Here is a 21,456-nt window from a genome sequence, read left to right as displayed (position 1 = left end):
CCGGTGACGAAACGCCCTGTCGCCGGAGGGATTCATAAACGCCTGCGCTGCATCATGCGGCGGGTGATGATCGGCAGCGAAATCACCACAATCAGCATCGCGCCGACGATAATTGACATCACAATGCCCGGCACATTGAGCAGGCTCAGGCCAAAGGTCACCAGCCCCATCAGGAAGGCGGCGATAATCACGCCGACCATGCTGCCGGAACCGCCAAGAATGTTGACGCCGCCGAGCACCGCCATCGTTACCACCGACAGCTCCCAGCCCAGCGCAATCGTCGGGCGCGTGCTGCCCAAACGCGACGTCAGCAGCACCGAGGCCAGACCCGCCATCAGCCCTACCAGCGCGAAGAGGATCAGGTTGTGGCGCTTCACATTGATACCGGAATACCACGCGCCGGTCGGGTTATTGCCGATGGCGTACGTGCGGCGGCCAAAGTTGGTTTTGTGCAGCAGAAAAGCGAACAGCAGCGCCAGCACGATGAACAAGGCAAACTCAAACGACAGTGCGCCCCACACGTAGCCCTGACCAAACCACGCAAAACTCGCAGGCCAGGTATTAAGTGCCTGATCGCCGAGCAGAATGTAGGTAATGCCGCGATACAGGCTCATGGTGCCGATGGTGATCACAATTGAAGAGAGGTTAAAGCGAGTCACCAGAATGCCGTTGAACACTCCGCACAGCAGCCCAACGCTCAAGCCGACGCACACCAGCAGCGGCGTATCCATACCCGCCTGGGCGCAAAAGCCCATCGCCGTTGAGCTGAGCGCGATGGTGGCGGCGACAGAGAGGTCAATTTCGCGGGCAATGATCAGCATCGCCATTGGCAACACGATGATCGCTTTTTCGGTGAAGTTGAATGTCGCGTCGGAAAGATTCCAGATGTTGAGAAAATAGGGCGATGCAAGGGCGTTCACCACAAACACTGCCAGCGTCACCGCCAGTAAAAACCCTTCCCAGCACAACAAGCGCTTAAAGAACGGTGTCGCGGCAGGGGTATTTTTCACGGGCTCAGAAGTCAATATTTTGCTCATGGTTTCACCGCCTGTTTTTGTCGTGCCAGCGCCGCGTCACGCAGGATCAGGCGGCCTTTGCGTTTATTACCGCGCTCGTTGAGCAGTACCGCAATCACAATCACCGTGCCGGAAATCGCCATCTGCCAGAACGGCGAAATGCCAATTACCGGCAGTGCGTTATTGATAACGCCGAGGAATAGCGCGCCGAATAAACAGCCGAGCACGCGCCCGGTGCCGCCCATGGTGCTGATGCCGCCAATCACACAGGCGGCAACCACTTGCAGTTCGAACCCGTTAGCCACGTCGACATAGGCCACGGCAAAACGCGAGATCCACAAGTAGCCGCAAAAGCCCGCCAGTGCGCCAGAAAGGCAGAAGCTGACAAACTGCATTTTTCCGGCGTTGATACCGGTGTAATACGCCGCCGTGGCGTTGCCGCCCGCGGTATAGAGCGCTCGTCCGGTGCGGCTGTAACGCAGGAAGTAGCCCACCAGCAGCAATATGGCGATGGCGCACCAGCTCAGTACCGGCAAACCCAGCACTGAAGTTCGCGGCAGGCCGAGAAAATCCGCGCCCATCTGGTTCGAGTTCACCCAGCCGCCGCCGGAGAGCAAAAAGATAATCCCGCGATAAATACTCATGGTGCCGAGCGTGACGACAATCGCCGGGATACCCAATTTCCATACCAGCAGACCATTGATGATGCCCATCACCAGCCCGAGCACCGTTGCCAGTAGCAGCAACGACCAGACAGGCACATCCGGGTGATGGAAATTAATCAGCGCGACAATCATGCCGGTCAGCGCCAGGTTGGCGGCCATCGACAGGTCGATACCTTTGGTGAGCAGCACCATCATTTGCCCGAGGGCGAGAATGATCAGAATGGCGGTGTCGTTGAACATCTCCACCAGGTTGCCAGGGCTGATAAACGAGGGGACACGGCTGCCGATGATAAGCACCAGCAGCACAATCACGCCGCCGAGCAGCGCTTCGCGATGTTTAAGCAGTTGTTGCCACATTATGCTGCCTCCTTCCCGGCACCGCTGGCGGCGCTGACGATGGTTTCCGCCGTCGCTTCACCGGCCTGGTATTCGGCGACCATCAGCCCTTCGTGCATGACGATCACCCGATCGGCCATGCCCATCACTTCTGGCAATTCAGAAGAGACCATAATCACCGCCAGCCCGTGGGCTACCAGTTCCGACATAAACTGGTGTACGGCGGCTTTCGAACCGATATCGATGCCTTTCGTTGGTTCATCGAGGATGATTACGTCCGGATGGGTGGCGAGCCATTTGCCGATCACCACTTTTTGCTGATTGCCGCCGGAGAGGGTTTCCACCGCCTGCTTCCAGCTAAAGGCTTTCACCTGCAAACGGCGGGCGTACTCATCCGCCAGTGCCCACTCTTTGGCCTCGTTAAGCACGCCGTTGCTATTGAGTTTGCTGAGCTGCGGCAGGCTGATGTTCTGGGCAATCGACAGCTCAATGATCGCGCCCTGTTTTTGCCGCTCTTCCGGTACGCAAACAATCCCGGCGTTGATAGCGTCCGCAGGCTGGCGGAAATGCACCGTTCGCCCGTTAAGGATGATCTCGCCAGAAGAGGGGCGCGACACGCCGGAAAGTGCCTGCATCAGTTCCGTGCGCCCGGCACCTACCAGGCCGTAAAAGCCGAGGATTTCGCCTTTGCGCAGCGAAAAGTTGATATGGGCAAATTCCGTGGGATGGCATAAATCGCGCACTTCCAGCACGGTTTCGCCGGGTGTGCAGGCCACTTTCGGCCAGCTCTGGTTAATGGCACGCCCGACCATCATCGCCACCATCCGCTCTTCGGTGATGTCATTGATGGCGCCGGAATCGACATACACTCCGTCGCGCAAAATGGTGTAGTGATCCGCCAGCTCAAAAATTTCATCAAACTTGTGCGAGATAAACAGGATCGCTTTGCCTTCCTGCTTCAGACGTTCAACGATTTGGTAGAACTCCAGGATCTCATGCTGCGAGAGCGCGGCGGTCGGTTCGTCCAGAATCACCACCTGCGCTTCAAAGGAGAGCGCACGGGCAATCGCCACCATGTGGCGCTGGGCGATACTCAATGTTTTCAGCGTCGCGCGCGGATCAATTTGTACCTCCAGCCGGGTGAGGATCGCCTGTGCTTGCTGGTGCATGGCGGGCCAGTCGAGTTTTTTCAACAGCCCTTTATACAGATACTGCCCAACGAAGATATTTTCGGTGACCGATAACTCGTCAAACAGCACTGTTTCCTGGTGAATAGCGGTGATCCCCACTTTATGCGCCGACTCGGGCGTGGGGAGCGAAATGGGGATCGCTTTGTAGAGTATTTCGCCCTCTTCAGGCTGGTAAATACCGGTCATCACTTTGACCAGCGTGGATTTGCCCGCGCCGTTTTCACCGATCAACGCGGTGACTTTGCCGGGCCAGAGATCGAGCTGTACGTTCTCAAGGGCGCGCACACCGGGAAAAACTTTGGTGATGCCCTTGAGCGACAGCAGAGGGGTGGATGCCGTCATGATAGTTCTCCAGTTTTTGCCCTCTCCCGCAAAAGAGGGCAGGAAGGGATCAGAAAATCTTCGAGAACTTATCAATGTTGCTGGCATCGTAGACAAACGGCTCAGCCATCGCGCCGTTACCGTCGGCATCGAGTTTCACCTTGCCGAGTTTGCCCATGCTGGCTTCATCTTTGGTCGCCGTGCCTTTCACCAGATCATCCGCTAAATAGGTGGCGGCATAACCGAGGTCGATCGGGTTCCAGATGGCGAAACTTTTGCTCGCGCCGGACTTGATCGCGCCCGCCATTTCAGACGGCAGCCCTAAACCGGTGACATACACTTTGCCAATCTTGCCCTGGTCTTTTACCGCTTGCGCCGCCGCGACAATGCCGACCGACGATGGCGAAATAATCACTTTCAGGTCCGGATACGATTTCAGCAGGCCGACCGCTTCGCGGTAGCTCTTATCGGAGAGATCGTCGCCATAAGCGACAGTCACCAGGTTAATCGACGGGTACTTCGGCAATACCTTTTTCATCTCCGCAATCCAGATATTCTGGTTGGTGGAGGTGGGCGTGGCGCTAAGAATCGCCACATCGCCTTTTTCAACATTCAGCGCTTTTAGCGCATCGGCGGCCAGTTTGACGTTGGTTTCGCCAATCAGCGCGTTATTCGAGGGGGTGAGGTGGATCTGGCGTCCGGCTTTCGCCACGCCGGAATCCCACGACACCACTTTAATGCCGCGCTGCATCGCTTTTTTCAGCACCGGCACCACGGCATCGGGATCGTTGGCGGAGATGGCGATCGCATCCACCCCCTGGGCGATCAACCCGTTAAGCACTTCGATCTGCGCTTCGGCCGTGGTGGTGGTCGGGCCGGTGTAGATCACTTTGACATCTCCTAGCTCTTTGGCTGCCTCCTGTGCGCCGGTGTTTGCTGCTTCAAAAAAGCCATTACCTAAAGATTTCGCCACGAGGGCGATTTTTACTTCAGCTAAAGCGGAACCGGACAACGCCAGCATGGCAACGGTGAGGATTAAGCTTGCTTTTGTTTTCATTGCTTTTACTCCACGAGAGTTAGTGTTTGTAGGGCTTGCAGGTGAGGATTCGCCCCGTCTCAGTGAGCGGGGCGCGATGTTGTTATGGGTACAGATCTAATGCCGATTGCAGCGGCGTCACGCCAAAGCGTTTACCCAGCGCAATCAACTCTTGCTGCGTGATGGTCTGTTTCATACCGCCCATCGAATAGATTTTTACCAGCACCTCGGCGGATTTCTCGGCGGTGTCGATCAGACCAAACGCTTCATCCAGCGTCGGGCCGCTACCGAACACGCCGTGGAAAGGCCACAGCACCAGCGAATGTTTCTGCATATCTTTGGCGGTCGCCTGGCCGATTTCATCCGTGCCTGGCACCATCCACGGCAGAATGCCAACGCCATCCGGGAACACCACCAGACACTCGGTACTGCCTTCCCACAGTTTGCGGGTAATCAAATCGGCGGAGTTTTCCAGCACGTAGGTCAGCGCAATTAGATTGGTGGCATGACAGTGCATGATCACGCGGTCTTTCCCGCCGGTGGCTTTGATGCGTTCGCAGTGCGACAAAAAGTGCGCCGGGAGCTCTGATGTCGGAACCGCTTCATGTTCCAGTCCCCACAGAATGTGGTAACCCGCGCCGTCGCTGTCGACTTTCACTACGCCTAAATTTGCTGCCGGATCGAGCTGCACATTACGGAAAAATTTGCCGGAGCCGGTGACGATAAACGGCGTGTTAGCCAGCAGCGGCATCGGCTGGCTGAGGGCGATATAGCGTGGTTTCTGGTGAAAATCAGCGGCGAACGATGTAATGTCCGCCTCATCCAGGCGCAGCGTCAGGTTGCCGCCGTTGCGTTCATCCCAGCCTTTCAGCCAGGCGTCCGAGGTGGCCTTGATCATCCCCTGGACGAACCAGGAATCGGTAATGGTCTGCATAGTCTTCTGTTTCCCGTTTATTGCCCGGTAGCGCTGCGCTTACCGGGCTGATGAATGCGCAGCGATTAGCCACGTTTGCTTAATACGTCTTTCTCATAGGCCCGCACGCTTTCCAGCCACTGGCTACCGGCTGGCGTATCGTGGCGCTGGCAGTACATTTCCCACACCGCCTGCCACGGCAGGGATTTCTGCTCTTCGAGCAGCGCCAGGCGCGCGGTGTAATCACCGTCCGCTTCCAGTTTGCGCAGTTGTTCAACCGGCTCGAGCAGCGCCCGCAGCAGCGCTTTTTTCATGTTGCGTGTACCAATCACCCACGCGGCGATGCGGTTGATGGAGGCGTCGAAGAAGTCGAGCCCGATATGGACGCGATCGAACAGTTTGTGGCGGATAATTTCGCTGGCGATGGCCTGGGTTTCGTCATCCAGCAGCACCACATGGTCGCTGTCCCAGCGTACCGGGCGGCTGACATGCAGCAGCAGACGCGGCACATAGAGCATGGCGGCGGAGATTTTGTCGGAGATAACCTCCGTTGGGTGGAAGTGTCCGGCATCGAGGCACAGCGCGGTCTGGCGGCTGGTGGCGTAACCCATATAGAACTCGTTGGAGCCGACGGTGTAGCTCTCAGCGCCGATGCCGAATAACTTACTTTCCACGGCGTCGATATGGTGCGCCGGGTTCAGTTTTTCGCTGATCACCTCATCCAGCGCAGCCAGCAGGCGCTGGCGCGGCGCAAGACGGTCAACGGTGACATCTTTCATGCCGTCCGGGATCCAGATATTCATTACCGACGGTGTACCCAGTTGTTCGCCAAAATAAGCGGAAACGCGGCGGCTGGCTTTCACGTGGTCGATCCAGAACTGACGGATCTCGTCGTTAGCGTGGGAAAGCGTGAAGCCATCGGCGCTCAGCGGGTGCGAGAAGCAGGACGGGTTGAAGTCCAGCCCCAGATTGTTGGCTTTTGCCCATTGCACCCAGTTTTTGAAGTGTTCGGGTTTGATTTCATTACGCGCGACCGGCGTTTCGGCTTCGTGATAAATCGCATGCAGGTTCAGGCGTTTCGGACCTGGGATCAGGCTCAGCGCTTGTTCCAGATCGGCGCGTAATTCCGTGGCGTTGCGCGCTTTGCCCGGATAATTGCCGGTAGCCTGAATGCCGCCGGTCAGGCTGCCTTCCGGGTTTTCGAAACCGGCAACGTCATCGCCCTGCCAGCAGTGCATGGAAACCGGCAGCCTGTCGAGCTGGCGCAGCGCCTCCTCGACATCAATCCCCACAGCGGCGAAACGCTGTTTAGCAATGTCCCAGGCTTGTTCAAGTTGAGTGGTCATGCGCAAAGCTCCTTTGTCTGTCGTTTTTGCTGAAAGCGCGCGACATAGCGGGCGATTTCATTATCAGGATTAGGGGTAAACGTAATCAGTGAGTGGTTAGCTGTGACCAGCTGGCGAAAGTCATCGACGTTGCTTAACTCATCCAGCGTCATCAGTTGCACGCCAATATTGCCCAGCGTCGAGGCTTCCACCGGCCCGGCGACCACCGGCAGCCCGCAGGCATCGGCGCAGAGCTGGTTCAGTAACTGGTTCTGGCAGCCGCCGCCGACAATATGCAGGCGGGTAAACGGCTTACCACGCAGGAAAGCCAGTTCGCTCAGCACATCGGCATACAACAGCGCGAGGCTATCGAAGATGCAGCGCGCCAGTTCGGCGGCGTTTTGCGGTACGGATTGACCCGCTTCCCGGCAGGCAGCCTGGATTTCGGCGCTCATGTTGTCCGGGTTGATAAAGCGATCGTCGTTCGGGTTAATCACGCAGCGGCAGGTAGGGAGCTGCCCGGTGAGGCCGATTAACGCCGGCAAATCGGTGATGTTTTGCTCTTTCAGCACGCGTTGCAGTAGCCACAACCCCATGATGTTTTTCAGCACCCGGTAACGGCCTTCGGCACCGCCTTCGTTGGTGATATTGGCGGCGAGCGCCTCATCGCTGGTGTGCGGGGTTTTGCTCTCAAAACCCATCAGTGACCAGGTGCCGGAAGAGAGATATGCCGCGTCGGGATTTTCCAGCGGTGCGGCGATAACCGCGCTGGCGGTATCGTGGCTGGCGACAGCGACGACCGGAATGGCATTCCCCTGCGGGCAGATCCAGTTGCCGATAACGTTGCCTGGATGGCTTGGCGTGCCAAACCAGCGAGCCGGAACGCCTGCCCAGTTCAGCAGGGATTCATCCCAGTTATCGGTGTTGATATTGACCAGTTGGGTGGTGGTAGCGTTGGTGTATTCCCAGTTGAGATTGCCGGTCAGGCGGTAGCTGAAGTAATCCGGGATCAGCAGTGCGTGGTCGGCCTGTTCCAGCAGGTGCGGTTGCTGTTCTGCCAGTGCGCGCAACTGGTACAGAGTGTTGAAGGGTAAAAACTGAATACCGCTGCGGCGATAGATATCGGCTTTGCCGGGGTTTTGCAGCGCGCGGTGCATCACGCCATCGGTGCGATTATCGCGGTAGGCAATCGGCAGCCCGACGCGCTGGCCTTCACGATTAACCAGAATGTAATCGACGCCCCAGGTATCAATGCCGATGCTGTCTGGCTGTATGCCTTCGGCGCACACCTTATTCAGGCCGAGGCGGATTTCGGCTTCCAGGCTGTCGATATCCCAGCAATCAAAGCCGTCCACTTTTTGCAGACAGTTTACAAAACGGTGCATTTCGCGAAGCGAAAGCGTGCGGTTCTGGCGGTCGTAGCGCGCCAGCATGACGCGTCCGCTGGAGGCGCCTAAATCAACCGCAACACAATGACGAAAAGTCATGATCGGGTCCTTCTTAGAGTCATTGCGGACAGTCTAAAAAGGGTGCGGCAGTCGTACCTTCTTGCTACTGACAGTGGCGATTTCGCGCTGGCAAGAAAGCAAAGATGAACGTGAGAGAGTTCACAGTTTCCAGTAATCGCGAGGTTTTCAGCCATTGTGACCCTCACCACATTTCCCGATCTTTCCGGCCGTTTCTTGAAAAAACGGCAGGCTATGCGCAAATCGGCGTCGAAAATTTAAGGTGAGGTGGAAAACCCTTAATTACTATTTTGAGAACATTTCTCAAGACCGGGGCCATCATGACCGTACTGCATAGCGTGGATTTTTTTCCGACAGGTAAATCACCCGTTGCCATTGAACCGCGATTGCCCCAGGCCGAGTTTCCGGAACATCATCATGATTTTCATGAAATTGTGATTGTTGAACACGGTACGGGGATTCATGTGTTCAATGGTCAGCCGTACACCATCAGCGGCGGCACGGTCTGTTTTGTGCGCGATCATGACCGCCATTTGTATGAACATACCGATAATCTCTGCTTGACCAATGTGCTGTACCGCTCGCCGGATGCGTTCCAGTTCCTTGCCGGGTTGAACCAGTTGCTGCCGCAGGAGCAGGATGGGCATTACCCGTCGCACTGGCGGGTAAGCCAGCACACGCTGGGGCAGGTGCGCGGCATCATTAGCCAGATGGAAGAGATGGGCAGTGAAGTGGCAACGCATGACATTGCCAACCGCGAGATCCTGTTTATGCAGTTGCTGGTGTTATTGCGTAAAAGCAGCCAGCAGGAAGATGCGGGCAACAGCGATGCGCGGCTGAACCAGCTTATGCTGTGGCTGGAAGATCACTTCGCGGAGGATATTTGCTGGGAGTCGCTGGCAGAACAGTTCAGCTTGTCGTTGCGTACGCTGCATCGTCAGCTTAAACAGTCCACCGGCATGACGCCGCAGCGCTATTTAAACCGCCTGCGGTTGATTAAAGCGCGCCATATGTTACGCCACAGCGACGAGAGCGTGACGGATATCGCTTTTCGCTGCGGGTTCGGCGACAGTAACCACTTTTCGACGCTGTTTCGCCGCGAGTTTGACTGGTCACCGCGCGATATCCGCCAGGGGCGCGACACGCTGCTTCAGTAACGAGAAGGTTATCACCGATTTTTAGCCGGGCTTCCGTTAATAATGTCAGGTTGTTCACGGCAGAGGTGGCGTTGTGGCTGGTGAGTTAATTCTTCGTAAAGCAGACTTTTTTCCGCGCGCCGGACAGGCGGTCGTGGTGGCCGATCGCTACCCGCAAAATGTCTTTGCTGAACATACGCATGAGTTCTGCGAATTGGTGATGGTGTGGCGCGGCAATGGGTTGCATGTGCTTAATGACCGGCCTTACCGCATTACGCGCGGCGATCTGTTTTATATCCGCGCCGAAGATTGCCACTCTTACGCCTCGGTTAATGACCTGGTGTTGCAGAACATTATCTACTGTCCGGACCGGCTGACGCTGAATCTTGACTGGGCGGCGCATATTCCGGGGCTTAACGGCGCGCCGTCCAACCCGCACTGGCGCATTGGTAGCAGCGGCATGGCGCAGGCGCGGCAGGTGATTACGCAACTGGAACATGAGAGCGCGAAGGACGATCCGCTGGCCAATCTGATGGCGGAAACCCTGTTTGCTCAACTGGTGATGACCCTAAAACGCCACCGTTTCGCCACCGATAACCTTGCCGCGACCCACAGCGAAACGCTGCTGGATAAGCTCATCACCGCGCTTTCCGGCAGCCTGAATCGCAGCTTTGTGCTGGAGCATTTTTGTGAACAGGAACAGTGCAGCGAGCGGGCGCTGCGCCAGCAGTTTCGCACTCAAACCGGGATGACCATCAACCACTATTTGCGCCAGTTGCGCATTTGCCACGCCCAATTTTTGTTGCAGCACTCCGAGCAGATGATCAGTGAAATCGCCATGCAGTGTGGCTTTGAGGACAGTAACTACTTTTCGGTGGTATTTAGCCGTGAGGTAGGGATGACGCCAGGTCAGTGGCGTCATCGTAGCCGGGTTGCTGCCTGATTAGCTCGCCATGCCGAGGCCGACGATATTGGCCGCGACAATGATCACCACGCAGCCGAGACTCAGCACACTCACCGGTTGCCGTCCGGCATTCTTCCACTCTTTTAGCACCAGACCAACCAGCCCGCCGCACAGCACATAGAAGCTCATATGCAGCATCCAGCTAATGTAGTCATACTGCCCCGGAATGCTGGCGTGACCCCAGGCGTAGAAGAAGAATTGCAGATACCACATCAGGCCACCCAGTGCCGAAAGCAGGATATTGCTGATAAGCAGCCCTTTTGCCAGCGAGAAGTCGGCTTTTAGCGACAGATCTTTCACTTTTGCCAGCCGGATAAAGCAGAAGCTCAGGTTCACCAGCGCACCACCGCCCATGATCACCACGTAGCTTGGCAATGCGGTATAGAGCGGATCGATACCCAGTGCGGCGGCGGCGTCGTGCATCGGTTTGGCGGCGTTCATCGCAAAAGACATCCCGGCAGAGAACACGCCGCACATCACCGCCAGCGCTAGCCCTTTTTTCAGGTTGAACTCTTCGGCTTTGATGCCCATTTTGCGCTCTTTCAACTGACCGGCGCGGGTAACAATGCCAACGCCAATCAGCGCCACCAGCACACCCAGCAAGGTCATTCGCCCGCCTTCGGTGTTGATCAGCACATCGAAGTGACCGTTGAGGATCGGCGTCATCAACGTACCGACAATCAGCGTAATACCAATGGCGATACCAATACCCATCGACATGCCTAAGTAGCGCATGGTCAGGCCATAGTTGATGTTACCGATGCCCCACATTGCGCCGAAAAGAAACACCGGCAGCAGCGTGGAGGCGCTAAACGAACTGAAATAAGCCCAAAAATCAGGCAATAACAGCGCGCTGATAGTCCAGGGAAGGATCAACCACGAGACGATACCGCCGATTGACCACATCGTTTCCCAGGACCACTTTCTTACCTTTTTAAACGGGGCATAGAAACAGGCTGCACTGGCTGCACCTATCAAATGCCAAAAAATACCCATCGTAATCGCGTTACTCATTTCACAATCCTCTTTGTTTTTATCGCCGGGATACGAGCAGCCGACCCGATGAGTGTAAAAATCGGTCAGAAGATTAACCTTGAGGCGTTTGCCGCGTTGCGTTGCAGGCTGGCAATGAGCACGTGATGAGGGTGAGCGGCTTCACAATTTCAATAACATAACCAAAAGTTATAACCTTATTAAAACTACGGCATTGATAAACATTTTCAATATCATTTAATTAACTATAATGAACCAACTGCTTACGCGGCGTTAACACAATAGCCGCTTACCCTTAATGGAGATGAATATGAGCTATACACTGCCCGCTCTGCCGTATGCATACGATGCCCTCGAACCGCATTTCGACAAGCAGACGATGGAAATCCATCACACTAAACATCACCAGACTTACGTGAACAACGCAAACGCCGCGCTGGAAAGCCTGCCGGAGTTCGCGAGCCTGCCGGTTGAAGAGCTGATCACCAAACTGGACCAGCTGCCAGCCGACAAAAAAACCGTACTGCGTAACAACGCAGGCGGCCACGCTAACCACAGCCTGTTCTGGAAAGGCCTGAAAAAAGGCACCACCTTGCAGGGCGATCTGAAAGCCGCTATCGAGCGTGATTTCGGTTCCGTGGACAATTTCAAAGCTGAATTCGAAAAAGCAGCGGCGACTCGCTTTGGTTCCGGCTGGGCATGGCTGGTGCTGAAAGGCGACAAACTGGCTGTGGTTTCTACCGCTAACCAGGATTCCCCGCTGATGGGTGAAGCGATCTCTGGCGCGTCCGGTTTCCCGATTCTGGGCCTGGATGTGTGGGAACACGCTTACTACCTGAAATTCCAGAACCGCCGCCCGGACTACATTAAAGAGTTCTGGAACGTGGTGAACTGGGACGAAGCTGCTGCGCGTTTCGCTGCGAAAAAATAAGCCGCTTTCGTCACGCCGTAGAGCGTGAGTCGAAGCCCCGCCAGGCGTTGCCGACGGGGCTTTTTTATTCCTTTTTGGCTGCCAGAAAACAAAAGGAACGCCGATCCTAAAATAATGAAATAATGTTTTGTTATGGTTGTTTGATCACTTTTCTCGCATCAATCCGGGTCTACCCTCTCTTCATCCGCGCGGCTGTTGTTCCGTTCAACCGGAGTGCCTGCGCCATAAAAATCGAACGGTTTTTACAGGTGAAGATATGCAAATCAAGCGTGCAATAGAGAAAATCCCTGGCGGGATGATGCTGGTTCCATTGTTCATCGGTGCTCTGTGCCACACTTTCGCGCCCGGCGCAGGGAAATACTTCGGTTCATTTACTAACGGCATGATTACCGGCACGGTGCCGATCCTTGCGGTGTGGTTTTTTTGCATGGGCGCGTCGATCAAACTGAGCGCGACCGGTACGGTGCTGCGTAAATCCGGCACGCTGGTGGTGACGAAAATCGTGATCGCCTGGGTGGTGGCGGCTATCGCGTCGCGGTTGATTCCGGAACATGGCGTGGAAGCGGGTTTTTTTGCCGGCTTATCGACGCTGGCGCTGGTGGCATCGATGGATATGACCAACGGCGGGTTGTACGCCTCCATCATGCAGCAGTACGGCACCAAAGAGGAGGCCGGGGCTTTTGTGCTGATGTCGCTGGAATCCGGCCCATTGATGACGATGATTATTCTCGGCACAGCCGGTATCGCTTCTTTTGAACCGCATGTGTTTGTTGGTGCGGTGCTGCCATTCCTCGTGGGGTTTGCGCTGGGTAATCTCGATCCGGAACTGCGCGTGTTCTTCAGCAAGGCGGTGCAGACGTTGATTCCGTTCTTCGCTTTCGCGCTTGGCAACACCATCGATTTAAGCGTGATTGCGCAAACCGGGCTGCTGGGGATTTTGCTGGGCGTCGCGGTGATTGTGATCACTGGGATCCCGCTGATTATTGCCGACAAACTGATTGGCGGCGGTGACGGAACAGCGGGTCTGGCAGCCTCCAGTTCGGCTGGCGCTGCGGTGGCAACGCCGGTGCTGATTGCTGAAATGGTGCCAGACTTCAAAGCAATGGCGCCAGCGGCGACGGCGCTGGTGGCGACATCGGTGATCGTTACTTCGATCCTGGTGCCGATTTTGACGTCTGTCTGGTCACGAAAAGTGAAAGGGGCGGAAGCGGACATGTCGCTACGCAACACCGTGAAATAACGAAATGAGGCCGACCTTTACAGGTCGGCTTTTGCATTAGCGAATAGCAAAAACGGTGTCGATAATGTTGCACTGATCTTCAGTGAGGGTGCCGCCGAAGTTACGGGCGACGGGGGTGCAGTAACCAAACTTGCGCGAGACCACGGTTTTGATGGTGGTAACAAAATCGTCGCCGATGCTGTAGATGGCCATAAATTTGCCGATCTCTTGCTGCACCTGATGCAGGGTTGCCAAATCACTTTGTCGCCACGCCTCCCGCGCTTTAACAAACAGCTCCGGCATCACGTTGTTTAAGCCCGAAATCACGCCAGCGCCGCCCGCCAGCAAAGTAGGAATGAAATACTCGTCATAACCGCACAACACTGAGAAATCATCGCGCACGTTCCTGGTTGCCAGAATCATATTGCGGGTGTGCGACTGGCAATCAACGGTGTCTTTAATGCCGGCAAAATCGGGGAATTCGGCGGCCAGCGCCGCGACCAGCTCGGGTGTTAAATCACAGCCGGTGCGCGCCGGAAAGTTATAGGCAAACCATTTGCCGCTGATCGCTTTGCCCAGCGCACGAAAGTAGCTTAAAAGCTGGTTGCTGGTTTGCCCATAGTAATAAGGCGGCAGCACCATCACGGCTTCATAGCCGGTGCGGTAGGCTTCATCAGCCATCCACAGGATGTCGTTAAAACAGGTGGAAGAGACGTTAGCCACCATCGAAATGGGCGACATTCCGCGCGCTTCACGAATCAACATTATTCGTTCATCCAGTGTGAAAGAGGCGAACTCGCCGATACTGCCCATCAGCAATACCACGTCGATTTTCGCGGCCGTCAGGCGGGTAAGATGCTGTTTTAATCCATTGAGATCGATGTTGCCTTCACTGTCCATCGGCGTGATGGAAGGACACCAGACGCCGGAAAAGGGGATTGTTTGCGTCACGTCACTGCCTCCTCGATTAATGAAATCATGTTTCAAAAGCGTAAGGTAAGTGATAGCACGGCACAGCGGCGCGCATGTGCATGAATGTCCCATTTTTGCAGGTTTGGTCTGAGCTCAATTGTGGTGTAATACCGTGATGAACGAAGCCTGTTGGAGGGAATATGCAACATCCGGTTGAGGTATTTGTAGGAAAAATAAGGGATTATCAGGGCAGCCGACCGAGCGCCATCGCAAAATTGCAGGTTGAAGGCGAACTCACGCTAACCGAAACCGGTATCGCCGGGGACGAGCAGGCGGAGAAAAGTTACCACGGCGGGACAGATCGCGCGTTGTGCCACTACCCGCGAGAACACTATGCTCACTGGGCGCAGATGTTTCCGCAGCAGGCGGCCTTATTTTGCGCGCCCGCATTTGGCGAGAATCTTTCCACCAGCGGTCTGACAGAAAAAAACGTCTTTATCGGCGATATTTTTCGCTGGGGCGACGCGCTGATCCAGGTGACGCAACCGCGTTCGCCCTGTTTCAAACTCAATTTCCACTTTGGCATCAGCGACATGTCAACGCAAATGCAGTCCAGCGGCCGTACTGGCTGGCTTTATCGGGTGATTGCGGGCGGCAATGTATCGGCGGAAGCGCCACTGGAGTTGGTTTCACGTGTGAGCGATGTCAGCGTCTATGACGCGGCGGCGATTGCTTGGTTTCAGCCGTTTGATGATGAGCAATATCATCGCTTGCTGTCGGCCGCCGGGTTGTCGGCGAGCTGGACACGTACGATGCAAAAGCGGCGTTTGAGCGGCAAGATTGAAGATAATTCACGCAGGTTGTTGGGGAAATAAAACGCCCCCTCCGGTGAGCGGAGAGGGCGAGTTATTAAGCGCGTTTATATAACGGCAGCCATATCGTCAGGCGTAACCCGCCGAGCGGGCTGTCGTCTGCTTTTACCCAGCCGCGATGCTGCTGAATAGCGGTTTCGACAATCGCCAGGCCAAGGCCCGTGCCGCCGGACTCGCGATCGCGCGCTTCGTCGGTACGGTAGAACGGGCGGAAAATCTGTTCCCTGTCTTCCGGGCTGACGCCGGGGCCGTCATCGTCCACGTTAATGGTGATGCCGTCTTTATCCACCGCGAAACTGACTTCGATTTTGCTGTGTGAGTAGCGCAGCGCATTGCGCACGATGTTTTCGACCGCACTTTCCAGCGCGCTGGGGTTACCGTACAGCGGCCACGGGCCCGGCGGGAAGTTGACGGTCAGGGATTTGCCCATCTGCTCCGCTTCAAACGCTGCGTTATCCAGCACCTCATTCCACATTTGATTGGCTTTCACCGTTTCGCTGACCAGCGCGTTTTTCTGCTGATTGCGCGACATGACCAGCAGATCGTTGATCATGCTGTCCAGCCGCTGCGCTTCAGTTTCAATGCGTTCCAGCTCTTTGCTTTCACCGCTGCGGCGACGCAGCAGTGCGGTGCCGAGCTGTAAGCGTGTGAGCGGTGTACGCAGTTCGTGCGAGATGTCGGAAAGCAGGCGCTGCTGCGCGGTCATCATGCGTTCGAGCGCCGTCACCATCTGGTTGAAACTGGCGCCGGCGGCCAGAAACTCCTGCGGCCCGGATTCCAGTTCCGGATGCTGCCGCAAGTTGCCTTGCGCCACTTCATCCGCCGCATTTTTTAACTTACGCGCCGGTTTCGCCAGGCTCCACGCCAGCCACAACAGCAGCGGCGAGCTGATCAGCATGGTGACAATCAACAGCAATAACGGGCGGTCAAACAACAGGTTGATAAAGTCAGATTGCGAACTGCTGGCGGGACGAATCAGATAGAGTTGGTAGTTGTCTTCCCCGTCACGCACGGAGAAGGGCCCTACCATTTCGACCCGGCCATATTTTTTCTTCTGCGGATGGTCGGAGTTGTCCGCCTGGCCGATGAAGTTACGGATGATCTGCATCTCGTTGCGTTCGGCGCCAATGACGCGCCCTTCGCTGGTCACCAGCAGCAGACGTTGACCCGGCGGCGCCCATTTGTCGATGGCGCGGAAAAGCCTGCGCCACCACATCAGGTCGTTCGGCGGGTCGTTCGACAGTTCCGCTTCAACATGTTGTTCAATCATCACGCCCTGGCGCTGCTCGCTGTCCAGCAACTCCGTCATCTGACGGGAGTCCAGCTTCGGCACCATCAACACCAGCATCAATACCAGCGCCAGCGTTAACCAGAAAATGGCAAAGATGCGGGCGGTCAAACTTCCTATCATGAAGCGGACACCATCAGATAACCGCGGCCGCGCAGGGTTTTAAACCACGGGTGCCCATCTTTACGCTCCGGCAGTTTGCGGCGCAGATTGGAAATGTGCATATCAATAGCGCGGTCGAACGGCGTTAAACGTTTACCCAGCACTTCCTGGCTCAGATGTTCACGCGATACTACCTGACCTAAATGTTGAGCCAGCAAGTAAAGCAGGGTGAATTCGGTGCCGGTCAGTTCCAGCGCCTGGCCTTCAAAGCTGGCTTCCTGACGACCCGGATTAAGACTCAGCGCGTCCACTTCAAGGGTAGGCGAGCCGTTATCGGTGCTTTGCTGCTGTTCGCTCCAGTGCGAGCGGCGCAAGATTGCGCGAATACGCGCGACTAATTCACGATCGTTAAACGGTTTTGGCAGATAGTCATCCGCGCCCAGCTCAAGGCCAAGAACGCGATCGAGTTCGCTGCCGCGTGCGGTCAACATAATGACCGGTGTCTGGTGTGTCTGGCGTAGCTCTTTAAGTGTGTCGATGCCGTTTTTCTTCGGCATCATGACATCAAGCAAAAGCAGGTCGATGCTGTCGTCGAGGAGGTCGAGCGCCTGCTCCCCGTCATGGGCAACGAGCACATTGAAGCCTTCCATGTCGAGTAGCTCCTTTAACAAGGAAGTAAGCTCTCGGTCATCATCTACTAAAAGGATTTTATTCATTGTTTAAATACCTCCGAGGCAGAAATTACGTCATCGAGACTTGCTAATCCATGACTTTACGTTGTTTTACACCCCCTGACGCATGTTTGCAGCCTGAATCGTAGACTGATTATCGTTGAATCGTGAGACGAAAAGGTTACTGGAGTAAATGATGCGCATCGTTACCGCTGCCGTCATGGCCTCAACGCTGGCGTTTAGCACCGTTAGCCAGGCTGCTGACGTCGTAACAGGCGATAACTGGCACCCGATTGATGGGTTTGCACAGCGTAGTGTTCAGAGCCATATGTTCGACGGTATTAATTTAACCGAACATCAGCGTCAGCAGATGCGGGATTTAATGAGACAGGCGCGGCACGACCAGTCTCCTGTTAATGTTAGCGAAATGGAGACAATGCATCGCCTTGTCACCGCAGAAAATTTTGATGAAAACGCTGTGCGCGCTCAGGCAGAAAAAATGGCGCAGGAGCAAGTCGCGCGTCAGGTTGAAATGGCGAAAGTCCGCAACCAGATGTACAACCTGCTGACGCCGGAGCAGCAAGCGGTTTTAAACCAGAAACACCAGCAACGGATGACGCAACTGCGCGAAGTGGCGCAGATGCAACAAAGTTCTCCGTCGATGGTTATGAGTAGCAGTAGTACCCGGCATTACCAGTAACAAACCCTGTTTTCCTTGCCATAGACACCATCCCTGTCTTCCCCCACACGATGTGGGGGTTTTTTTTGTCAGGTATTTCGGGAAACCCCTTCTAAATCAGTGCCCGCTGCAACCGCATTAAGCGGCTACAACGGATTACTGACTTCAACGGCGTAGACAAAACGTAGACAACATTGTCACACCGCAACCCCACCGCCAAGCGGGTTTAACGTCACCGCATGTTGCAGATAATCCGGCGCGAGATGAGCATAAACCATCGTTTGCTGAATGCTCGCATGGCCAAGGATCTGCTGTAACGCGATGATGTTCCCGCCGTTCATCATAAACCAGCTGGCGAACGTGTGCCGTAGCACATGCGTTGCCTGCCCGCGCGGCAAGTCTGGTTTCACCTGCCGCAGCCGTTCACAGAAGTTTTCATAATCGACTTTGAACAATGGTCCGGCTTCCCGGGTCCTGATCTCCTTTTCCAGCGCTGTCGATATGGGAACCGTGCGGTTTTTCCCGTTTTTGGTTTTCAGGAACGTCACGCGACCGTGAATAATCTGTTCAGCGCGTAGAGTGCTGCCTTCACCCCAGCGCGCGCCGGTACTCAGGCAAAGCAATGCAACGCGGCGCTCGTCGCCGGTGAGCGTGTCAAGCAACTGGCCGATCTCTGGTTTGGTTAGATAGGTCATGGCCGCCGGGGTTTCTTTCAGCGGTTCAAGGCCTTTGAGGGGGTTTTCTTGCCTGAACTCTTCGAGCTTTATCAACGCGCTAAACATGCCGGAAAGGCGGTACATATCACGATTGATCGTGGACGCGCTAATGCCGTCCGCCAGGCGTAAGCCGCGATGCTGCGCCAGCGTGCGCTTGCTGAGACGGTTAACCGCAGGATCACCGAGCGCGGTTATCGTTTTCAGCAAATGCCGTTTTTCAATTTCGCCATTTTCCTGCGCCTGCCCGTACAGCAACCACCATGCATCAAGCAATTCGCCTAATGTCCGGCGATCTACGCTCGCGCCCAGCGACTCTTTCTTATCCGCGTTAGCCATCACGTAACGCGCAAAAAGCACGGCCTCGTGTTTCTTCTCAAACCGCCTGCGGATGCGCTTTCCGTTGCGCCCGCGAGGCCAAATGTCTACCTGATATTGACCACCTTCGAGCTTCTTAATCGACATAGCGAAGCCCTCCGGTACTGCTACAGATCGAATGGCTTTCTATCCATTCGATGAATGCGTAATGAAGTGTTAACCAGTCTTGCGGCCTGAGCGGTGAGAAATTTCTCTGCTTTGCCCATCAGGGGAGAGAACCGGTTCAATCTGTCCGGCTTCAGGTATGGTGGTATCAGTCATTAACCAGAGCGTATATTTTGCAAAGCGAGGATGTTGGGTGATTTTCAATAATATCTCGCTGCCGACTCCCTCTCTCCTTCCCATTTCATAGTGTTTTTGCGTGCCTGAAGGAATACCTGTCAATTCAAAGAATTGCGTCCTCGATAAACCTTCTGCATCCCTTATCGCACGAATTTTTTGCCCAATAGCAGTTGACTGGGTCTCATTTGATACCATATGCTTCTCCTTGTTGGGTCTCAATTGATACCATTGAAACAAGCAAACGGCGCGCACAGTACCCCTGAACGAGTTGTAAGCCGCCGAACACCAAAGGAGATTATTGCACATGCAGAGGGAACATCAGGAGAGTTACATTCAGCTTAAACATCCGATTGATGCAGTACCCGCCGCAAAATTTGCAGAAATGATCGGCAAGACGGCCAAGGCTGTGACCAATATGGTTGGCGAAGGAAAGTTGCCGGTCATTCCAATGAAGAACCCGGACGCGCTAACAGGACGCGCAGAAAACTGGGTATACCTGCCTGAGTTCAACCGCGCAATGCGTGACGCTTTCTACAACCGCCCCAAAGAACAGCGCGACGCCTGGCTGCTCTGGATTGGGCTGTGAGGGTTAGCTATGTGCCTTTTATTATCACCTCAGCTTTCCACCGGGCAGCGGGCCACGTTTCACAGACGTCACCGGCTTCACCATCCGGGAAATATAGAAAATAATTATTTAGTCGATATGCAAAAAGGGCTCGTTATTAAAACCGAACGCGGTGTATTTATAATAACGAATAAAAAACTTATCAATAAAGCAATTAAATCTATTTCACACGATGTTGATAGCCAGCAATTAAAAAAGGGGAAATAGGAGTGACTATATCTTCTAAGTTAATTAAATTAGGTCGCCACGCTTATTTATATCGCGGGTTCACGATTCAGGAATGCCCGCGCAATCCTTTCACGCAGAGAGCGTCTTACACTATTTCCAGCGGCGGGAATCACTACGGGCGTGATTTCGCGCTTGCCGACGCGATCAGAACCGTTGATAACATTTGCCGGGGTGGCAGCTATGCAAAGTGAATGCCCGTCGATGGCAAGCCTGCTGCGCCACGGCTGCAAAGTGACGCACTTCAAAAACTCACGCGGCTGGATTGAAACGCCAGACGGAAGATTTTTTAAACCCGAACCGACGCGCGTGCAATTTATCAAGGAAAGGAATAAGCCGTTTATTTATGCCGGGAAAATAAAAAAGGGGGCTTTACGCACGCTGCTCGAATTATTTAAAAAGGCGATCTAACCCATTCGATTTTTAACCATCATTTTTGTATTACCGTCATTTTTAAATATGACGGCGGTTAAACTCATCTGATTAAGAGGGATGCACCGTGACCGCACTGTCAAAACGCGACCAGCTTAATTTTATTTTGCATAAATTAATTCCGGCCATCGTCGAAGAGGGGATGACCATCAAAACCCGGCACGATGGCGAAGTGACTTTTAAAGCCACCGATCCCGCCGTCATGGAATTTATCGACGCAACCCGCACACGCATCAGCAACCAGTTGCAACGCGCTGCCGCGCCTTCCTCGCCATATGGAGCATGACGACATGCAAATGAGAAATAGCGAAAAGCGGAAATTTCAGGTGGCGAGCCCATCCCTCAGCCGCCTGCCGGAGCACACGCAAAGAAGAGCGCCTGCGCATGCCGGTGAATGATCCGGGCGCGTAAATCTGGTCGCTGCATCACATCAGCGTGCAGCGATCTGCCGGCGCGGGCAGAAGAGACGCGCAAAAAAGCCGGGGAAGTGGGCGGCGTGATAGATAACAAGGAGGTTTTTGATGGCCGGATTAACCGAGCTTTTAAACGAAATCGGTGATGAAAATTTGTCGTTTCAGACGCTTCACCAGTCTGTAACTGGTGCCGCGAAAAAACGCAACGGTGACACTGAAGTGAAATTCGTCACCACCGGCATCAGGCCGGGGGATCTGTATGGCCGCCTGAAAAAAACTGCGGTCATTGTGTGGATGGACGCTGACAAATTCGATGCCGCGCTGCTGAGTCTTCAGAATAAGGCTGATTAGTC

24 protein-coding genes are annotated in these 21,456 nt (G+C 54.9%); 11 read left to right on the top strand and 13 right to left on the bottom strand.

The window, feature by feature from the left end:
- Window positions 1-32 precede the first annotated feature (32 nt).
- The 7 genes from DFO56_RS22855 to rhaB all read right to left on the bottom strand — a co-directional run bounded on the left by DFO56_RS22855 (window position 33) and on the right by rhaB (window position 8,289).
- Complete coding sequence (locus tag DFO56_RS22855; RefSeq protein WP_045512375.1) at window positions 33-1,037, bottom strand: ABC transporter permease; 1,005 nt, start codon at window positions 1,035-1,037, stop codon at window positions 33-35.
- The gene (locus tag DFO56_RS22850; protein ID WP_020455914.1) at window positions 1,034-2,038 is read right to left on the bottom strand and encodes an ABC transporter permease; all 1,005 of its coding nucleotides are present in this window, start codon (window positions 2,036-2,038) and stop codon (window positions 1,034-1,036) included. The genes DFO56_RS22855 and DFO56_RS22850 overlap by 4 nt, the downstream gene beginning before the upstream one ends.
- Window positions 2,038-3,549 (bottom strand): sugar ABC transporter ATP-binding protein, encoded by a 1,512-nt coding sequence (locus DFO56_RS22845; RefSeq protein ID WP_045512373.1) that lies wholly within the window; start codon window positions 3,547-3,549, stop codon window positions 2,038-2,040. Before DFO56_RS22845 ends, DFO56_RS22850 begins: the two co-directional genes overlap by 1 nt.
- 49 nt (window positions 3,550-3,598) lie before the next feature.
- The gene (rhaS, locus tag DFO56_RS22840; protein WP_045512370.1) at window positions 3,599-4,585 is read right to left on the bottom strand and encodes a rhamnose ABC transporter substrate-binding protein; all 987 of its coding nucleotides are present in this window, start codon (window positions 4,583-4,585) and stop codon (window positions 3,599-3,601) included.
- An 82-nt stretch (window positions 4,586-4,667) separates the two neighbouring features.
- A complete protein-coding gene (gene rhaD / locus DFO56_RS22835; protein WP_020455917.1) occupies window positions 4,668-5,498 on the bottom strand; it encodes a rhamnulose-1-phosphate aldolase in 831 nt (276 codons plus the stop codon).
- A gap of 65 nt (window positions 5,499-5,563) precedes the next feature.
- Complete coding sequence (gene rhaA, locus DFO56_RS22830; RefSeq protein ID WP_017459664.1) at window positions 5,564-6,823, bottom strand: L-rhamnose isomerase; 1,260 nt, start codon at window positions 6,821-6,823, stop codon at window positions 5,564-5,566.
- A complete protein-coding gene (gene rhaB / locus DFO56_RS22825; RefSeq protein WP_045512367.1) occupies window positions 6,820-8,289 on the bottom strand; it encodes a rhamnulokinase in 1,470 nt (489 codons plus the stop codon). The genes rhaA and rhaB overlap by 4 nt, the downstream gene beginning before the upstream one ends.
- Before the next feature lie 299 nt (window positions 8,290-8,588).
- Here rhaB and rhaS (DFO56_RS22820) point away from each other — a divergent pair, with 299 nt between their 5' ends.
- Window positions 8,589-9,425, top strand: coding sequence for an HTH-type transcriptional activator RhaS (gene rhaS, locus DFO56_RS22820; RefSeq protein ID WP_045512365.1), 837 nt, complete (start codon window positions 8,589-8,591; stop codon window positions 9,423-9,425).
- Window positions 9,426-9,498: 73 nt separating this feature from the next.
- Complete coding sequence (rhaR, locus tag DFO56_RS22815) at window positions 9,499-10,347, top strand: HTH-type transcriptional activator RhaR (protein ID WP_020455921.1); 849 nt, start codon at window positions 9,499-9,501, stop codon at window positions 10,345-10,347.
- Here the strand turns inward: rhaR and rhaT are convergent, their stop codons facing one another.
- On the bottom strand, window positions 10,348-11,382 hold the full coding sequence (gene rhaT, locus DFO56_RS22810; RefSeq protein WP_045512363.1) for an L-rhamnose/proton symporter RhaT: 1,035 nt from the start codon (window positions 11,380-11,382) through the stop codon (window positions 10,348-10,350).
- A 289-nt stretch (window positions 11,383-11,671) separates the two neighbouring features.
- Here rhaT and sodA point away from each other — a divergent pair, with 289 nt between their 5' ends.
- Both sodA and kdgT read left to right on the top strand, forming a co-directional pair.
- Window positions 11,672-12,292 carry a superoxide dismutase [Mn] gene (gene sodA / locus DFO56_RS22805; RefSeq protein ID WP_020455923.1) on the top strand — a complete coding sequence of 207 codons (621 nt, stop codon included), beginning with the start codon at window positions 11,672-11,674 and terminating at the stop codon, window positions 12,290-12,292.
- A gap of 256 nt (window positions 12,293-12,548) precedes the next feature.
- Entirely contained in the window at window positions 12,549-13,532 is a 984-nt protein-coding gene (gene kdgT / locus DFO56_RS22800; protein ID WP_045512360.1) for a 2-keto-3-deoxygluconate transporter, read from the top strand.
- Window positions 13,533-13,568: 36 nt separating this feature from the next.
- Here kdgT and DFO56_RS22795 read toward each other — a convergent pair whose 3' ends face one another.
- Window positions 13,569-14,462, bottom strand: a complete 894-nt coding sequence (locus DFO56_RS22795; protein WP_072051650.1) for a dihydrodipicolinate synthase family protein — start codon at window positions 14,460-14,462, stop codon at window positions 13,569-13,571.
- A 161-nt stretch (window positions 14,463-14,623) separates the two neighbouring features.
- Here DFO56_RS22795 and yiiM point away from each other — a divergent pair, with 161 nt between their 5' ends.
- Complete coding sequence (yiiM, locus tag DFO56_RS22790; RefSeq protein ID WP_020455926.1) at window positions 14,624-15,298, top strand: 6-hydroxyaminopurine reductase; 675 nt, start codon at window positions 14,624-14,626, stop codon at window positions 15,296-15,298.
- 34 nt (window positions 15,299-15,332) lie between these two features.
- Here the strand turns inward: yiiM and cpxA are convergent, their stop codons facing one another.
- Together cpxA and cpxR are read right to left on the bottom strand one after the other, a co-directional pair.
- On the bottom strand, window positions 15,333-16,706 hold the full coding sequence (gene cpxA, locus DFO56_RS22785; protein ID WP_045512355.1) for an envelope stress sensor histidine kinase CpxA: 1,374 nt from the start codon (window positions 16,704-16,706) through the stop codon (window positions 15,333-15,335).
- Complete coding sequence (gene cpxR / locus DFO56_RS22780) at window positions 16,703-17,401, bottom strand: envelope stress response regulator transcription factor CpxR (RefSeq protein WP_044489537.1); 699 nt, start codon at window positions 17,399-17,401, stop codon at window positions 16,703-16,705. Before cpxR ends, cpxA begins: the two co-directional genes overlap by 4 nt.
- A 151-nt stretch (window positions 17,402-17,552) precedes the next feature.
- Between cpxR and cpxP the strand changes: the two genes are divergently transcribed.
- Window positions 17,553-18,056, top strand: coding sequence for a cell-envelope stress modulator CpxP (gene cpxP / locus DFO56_RS22775; protein WP_045512352.1), 504 nt, complete (start codon window positions 17,553-17,555; stop codon window positions 18,054-18,056).
- 176 nt (window positions 18,057-18,232) lie between these two features.
- Here cpxP and DFO56_RS22770 read toward each other — a convergent pair whose 3' ends face one another.
- The gene (locus DFO56_RS22770) at window positions 18,233-19,213 is read right to left on the bottom strand and encodes a tyrosine-type recombinase/integrase (RefSeq protein WP_045512349.1); all 981 of its coding nucleotides are present in this window, start codon (window positions 19,211-19,213) and stop codon (window positions 18,233-18,235) included.
- A 69-nt stretch (window positions 19,214-19,282) separates the two neighbouring features.
- On the bottom strand, window positions 19,283-19,603 hold the full coding sequence (locus DFO56_RS22765; protein ID WP_020455931.1) for a helix-turn-helix domain-containing protein: 321 nt from the start codon (window positions 19,601-19,603) through the stop codon (window positions 19,283-19,285).
- Window positions 19,604-19,712: 109 nt separating this feature from the next.
- On the opposite strand from DFO56_RS22765, the gene DFO56_RS22760 reads away from it, so the two are divergent.
- The 5 genes from DFO56_RS22760 (at window position 19,713) to DFO56_RS22740 (ending at window position 21,454) form a co-directional block, all read left to right on the top strand.
- Complete coding sequence (locus DFO56_RS22760) at window positions 19,713-19,994, top strand: Cox family DNA-binding protein (RefSeq protein ID WP_020455932.1); 282 nt, start codon at window positions 19,713-19,715, stop codon at window positions 19,992-19,994.
- A gap of 248 nt (window positions 19,995-20,242) precedes the next feature.
- A complete protein-coding gene (locus tag DFO56_RS22755; RefSeq protein WP_233500432.1) occupies window positions 20,243-20,452 on the top strand; it encodes a DUF4761 family protein in 210 nt (69 codons plus the stop codon).
- Window positions 20,442-20,669, top strand: a complete 228-nt coding sequence (locus DFO56_RS22750) for a phage filamentation protein Fil family protein (protein ID WP_045512346.1) — start codon at window positions 20,442-20,444, stop codon at window positions 20,667-20,669. Before DFO56_RS22755 ends, DFO56_RS22750 begins: the two co-directional genes overlap by 11 nt.
- Window positions 20,670-20,757: 88 nt before the next feature.
- On the top strand, window positions 20,758-20,976 hold the full coding sequence (locus tag DFO56_RS22745; protein ID WP_082071796.1) for a hypothetical protein: 219 nt from the start codon (window positions 20,758-20,760) through the stop codon (window positions 20,974-20,976).
- Window positions 20,977-21,211: 235 nt separating this feature from the next.
- Window positions 21,212-21,454, top strand: a complete 243-nt coding sequence (locus tag DFO56_RS22740) for a hypothetical protein (RefSeq protein WP_045512342.1) — start codon at window positions 21,212-21,214, stop codon at window positions 21,452-21,454.
- Window positions 21,455-21,456 lie beyond the last annotated feature (2 nt).

This window comes from Kosakonia sp. AG348, assembly GCF_003337365.1.
In the GTDB taxonomy this organism is placed as follows: Bacteria; Pseudomonadota; Gammaproteobacteria; order Enterobacterales; family Enterobacteriaceae; genus Kosakonia.
The sequence above is the reverse complement of the archived record's forward strand: the minus strand, read 5'-3'. Positions and strand labels throughout refer to the sequence as shown.

Bases quoted from the DNA above. Each gene is read 5' to 3' on its own strand.
- DFO56_RS22855 (WP_045512375.1), bottom strand. From the start codon at position 1,037: ATGAGCAAAATATTGACTTCTGAGCCCGTGAAAAATACCCCTGCCGCG.
- DFO56_RS22850 (WP_020455914.1), bottom strand. From the start codon at position 2,038: ATGTGGCAACAACTGCTTAAACATCGCGAAGCGCTGCTCGGCGGCGTG.
- DFO56_RS22845 (WP_045512373.1), bottom strand. From the start codon at position 3,549: ATGACGGCATCCACCCCTCTGCTGTCGCTCAAGGGCATCACCAAAGTT.
- rhaS (WP_045512370.1), bottom strand. From the start codon at position 4,585: ATGAAAACAAAAGCAAGCTTAATCCTCACCGTTGCCATGCTGGCGTTG.
- rhaD (WP_020455917.1), bottom strand. From the start codon at position 5,498: ATGCAGACCATTACCGATTCCTGGTTCGTCCAGGGGATGATCAAGGCC.
- rhaA (WP_017459664.1), bottom strand. From the start codon at position 6,823: ATGACCACTCAACTTGAACAAGCCTGGGACATTGCTAAACAGCGTTTC.
- rhaB (WP_045512367.1), bottom strand. From the start codon at position 8,289: ATGACTTTTCGTCATTGTGTTGCGGTTGATTTAGGCGCCTCCAGCGGA.
- rhaS (WP_045512365.1), top strand. From the start codon at position 8,589: ATGACCGTACTGCATAGCGTGGATTTTTTTCCGACAGGTAAATCACCC.
- rhaT (WP_045512363.1), bottom strand. From the start codon at position 11,382: ATGAGTAACGCGATTACGATGGGTATTTTTTGGCATTTGATAGGTGCA.
- sodA (WP_020455923.1), top strand. From the start codon at position 11,672: ATGAGCTATACACTGCCCGCTCTGCCGTATGCATACGATGCCCTCGAA.
- kdgT (WP_045512360.1), top strand. From the start codon at position 12,549: ATGCAAATCAAGCGTGCAATAGAGAAAATCCCTGGCGGGATGATGCTG.
- yiiM (WP_020455926.1), top strand. From the start codon at position 14,624: ATGCAACATCCGGTTGAGGTATTTGTAGGAAAAATAAGGGATTATCAG.
- cpxA (WP_045512355.1), bottom strand. From the start codon at position 16,706: ATGATAGGAAGTTTGACCGCCCGCATCTTTGCCATTTTCTGGTTAACG.
- cpxR (WP_044489537.1), bottom strand. From the start codon at position 17,401: ATGAATAAAATCCTTTTAGTAGATGATGACCGAGAGCTTACTTCCTTG.
- cpxP (WP_045512352.1), top strand. From the start codon at position 17,553: ATGCGCATCGTTACCGCTGCCGTCATGGCCTCAACGCTGGCGTTTAGC.
- DFO56_RS22770 (WP_045512349.1), bottom strand. From the start codon at position 19,213: ATGTCGATTAAGAAGCTCGAAGGTGGTCAATATCAGGTAGACATTTGG.
- DFO56_RS22765 (WP_020455931.1), bottom strand. From the start codon at position 19,603: ATGGTATCAAATGAGACCCAGTCAACTGCTATTGGGCAAAAAATTCGT.
- DFO56_RS22760 (WP_020455932.1), top strand. From the start codon at position 19,713: ATGCAGAGGGAACATCAGGAGAGTTACATTCAGCTTAAACATCCGATT.
- DFO56_RS22750 (WP_045512346.1), top strand. From the start codon at position 20,442: ATGCAAAGTGAATGCCCGTCGATGGCAAGCCTGCTGCGCCACGGCTGC.
- DFO56_RS22740 (WP_045512342.1), top strand. From the start codon at position 21,212: ATGGCCGGATTAACCGAGCTTTTAAACGAAATCGGTGATGAAAATTTG.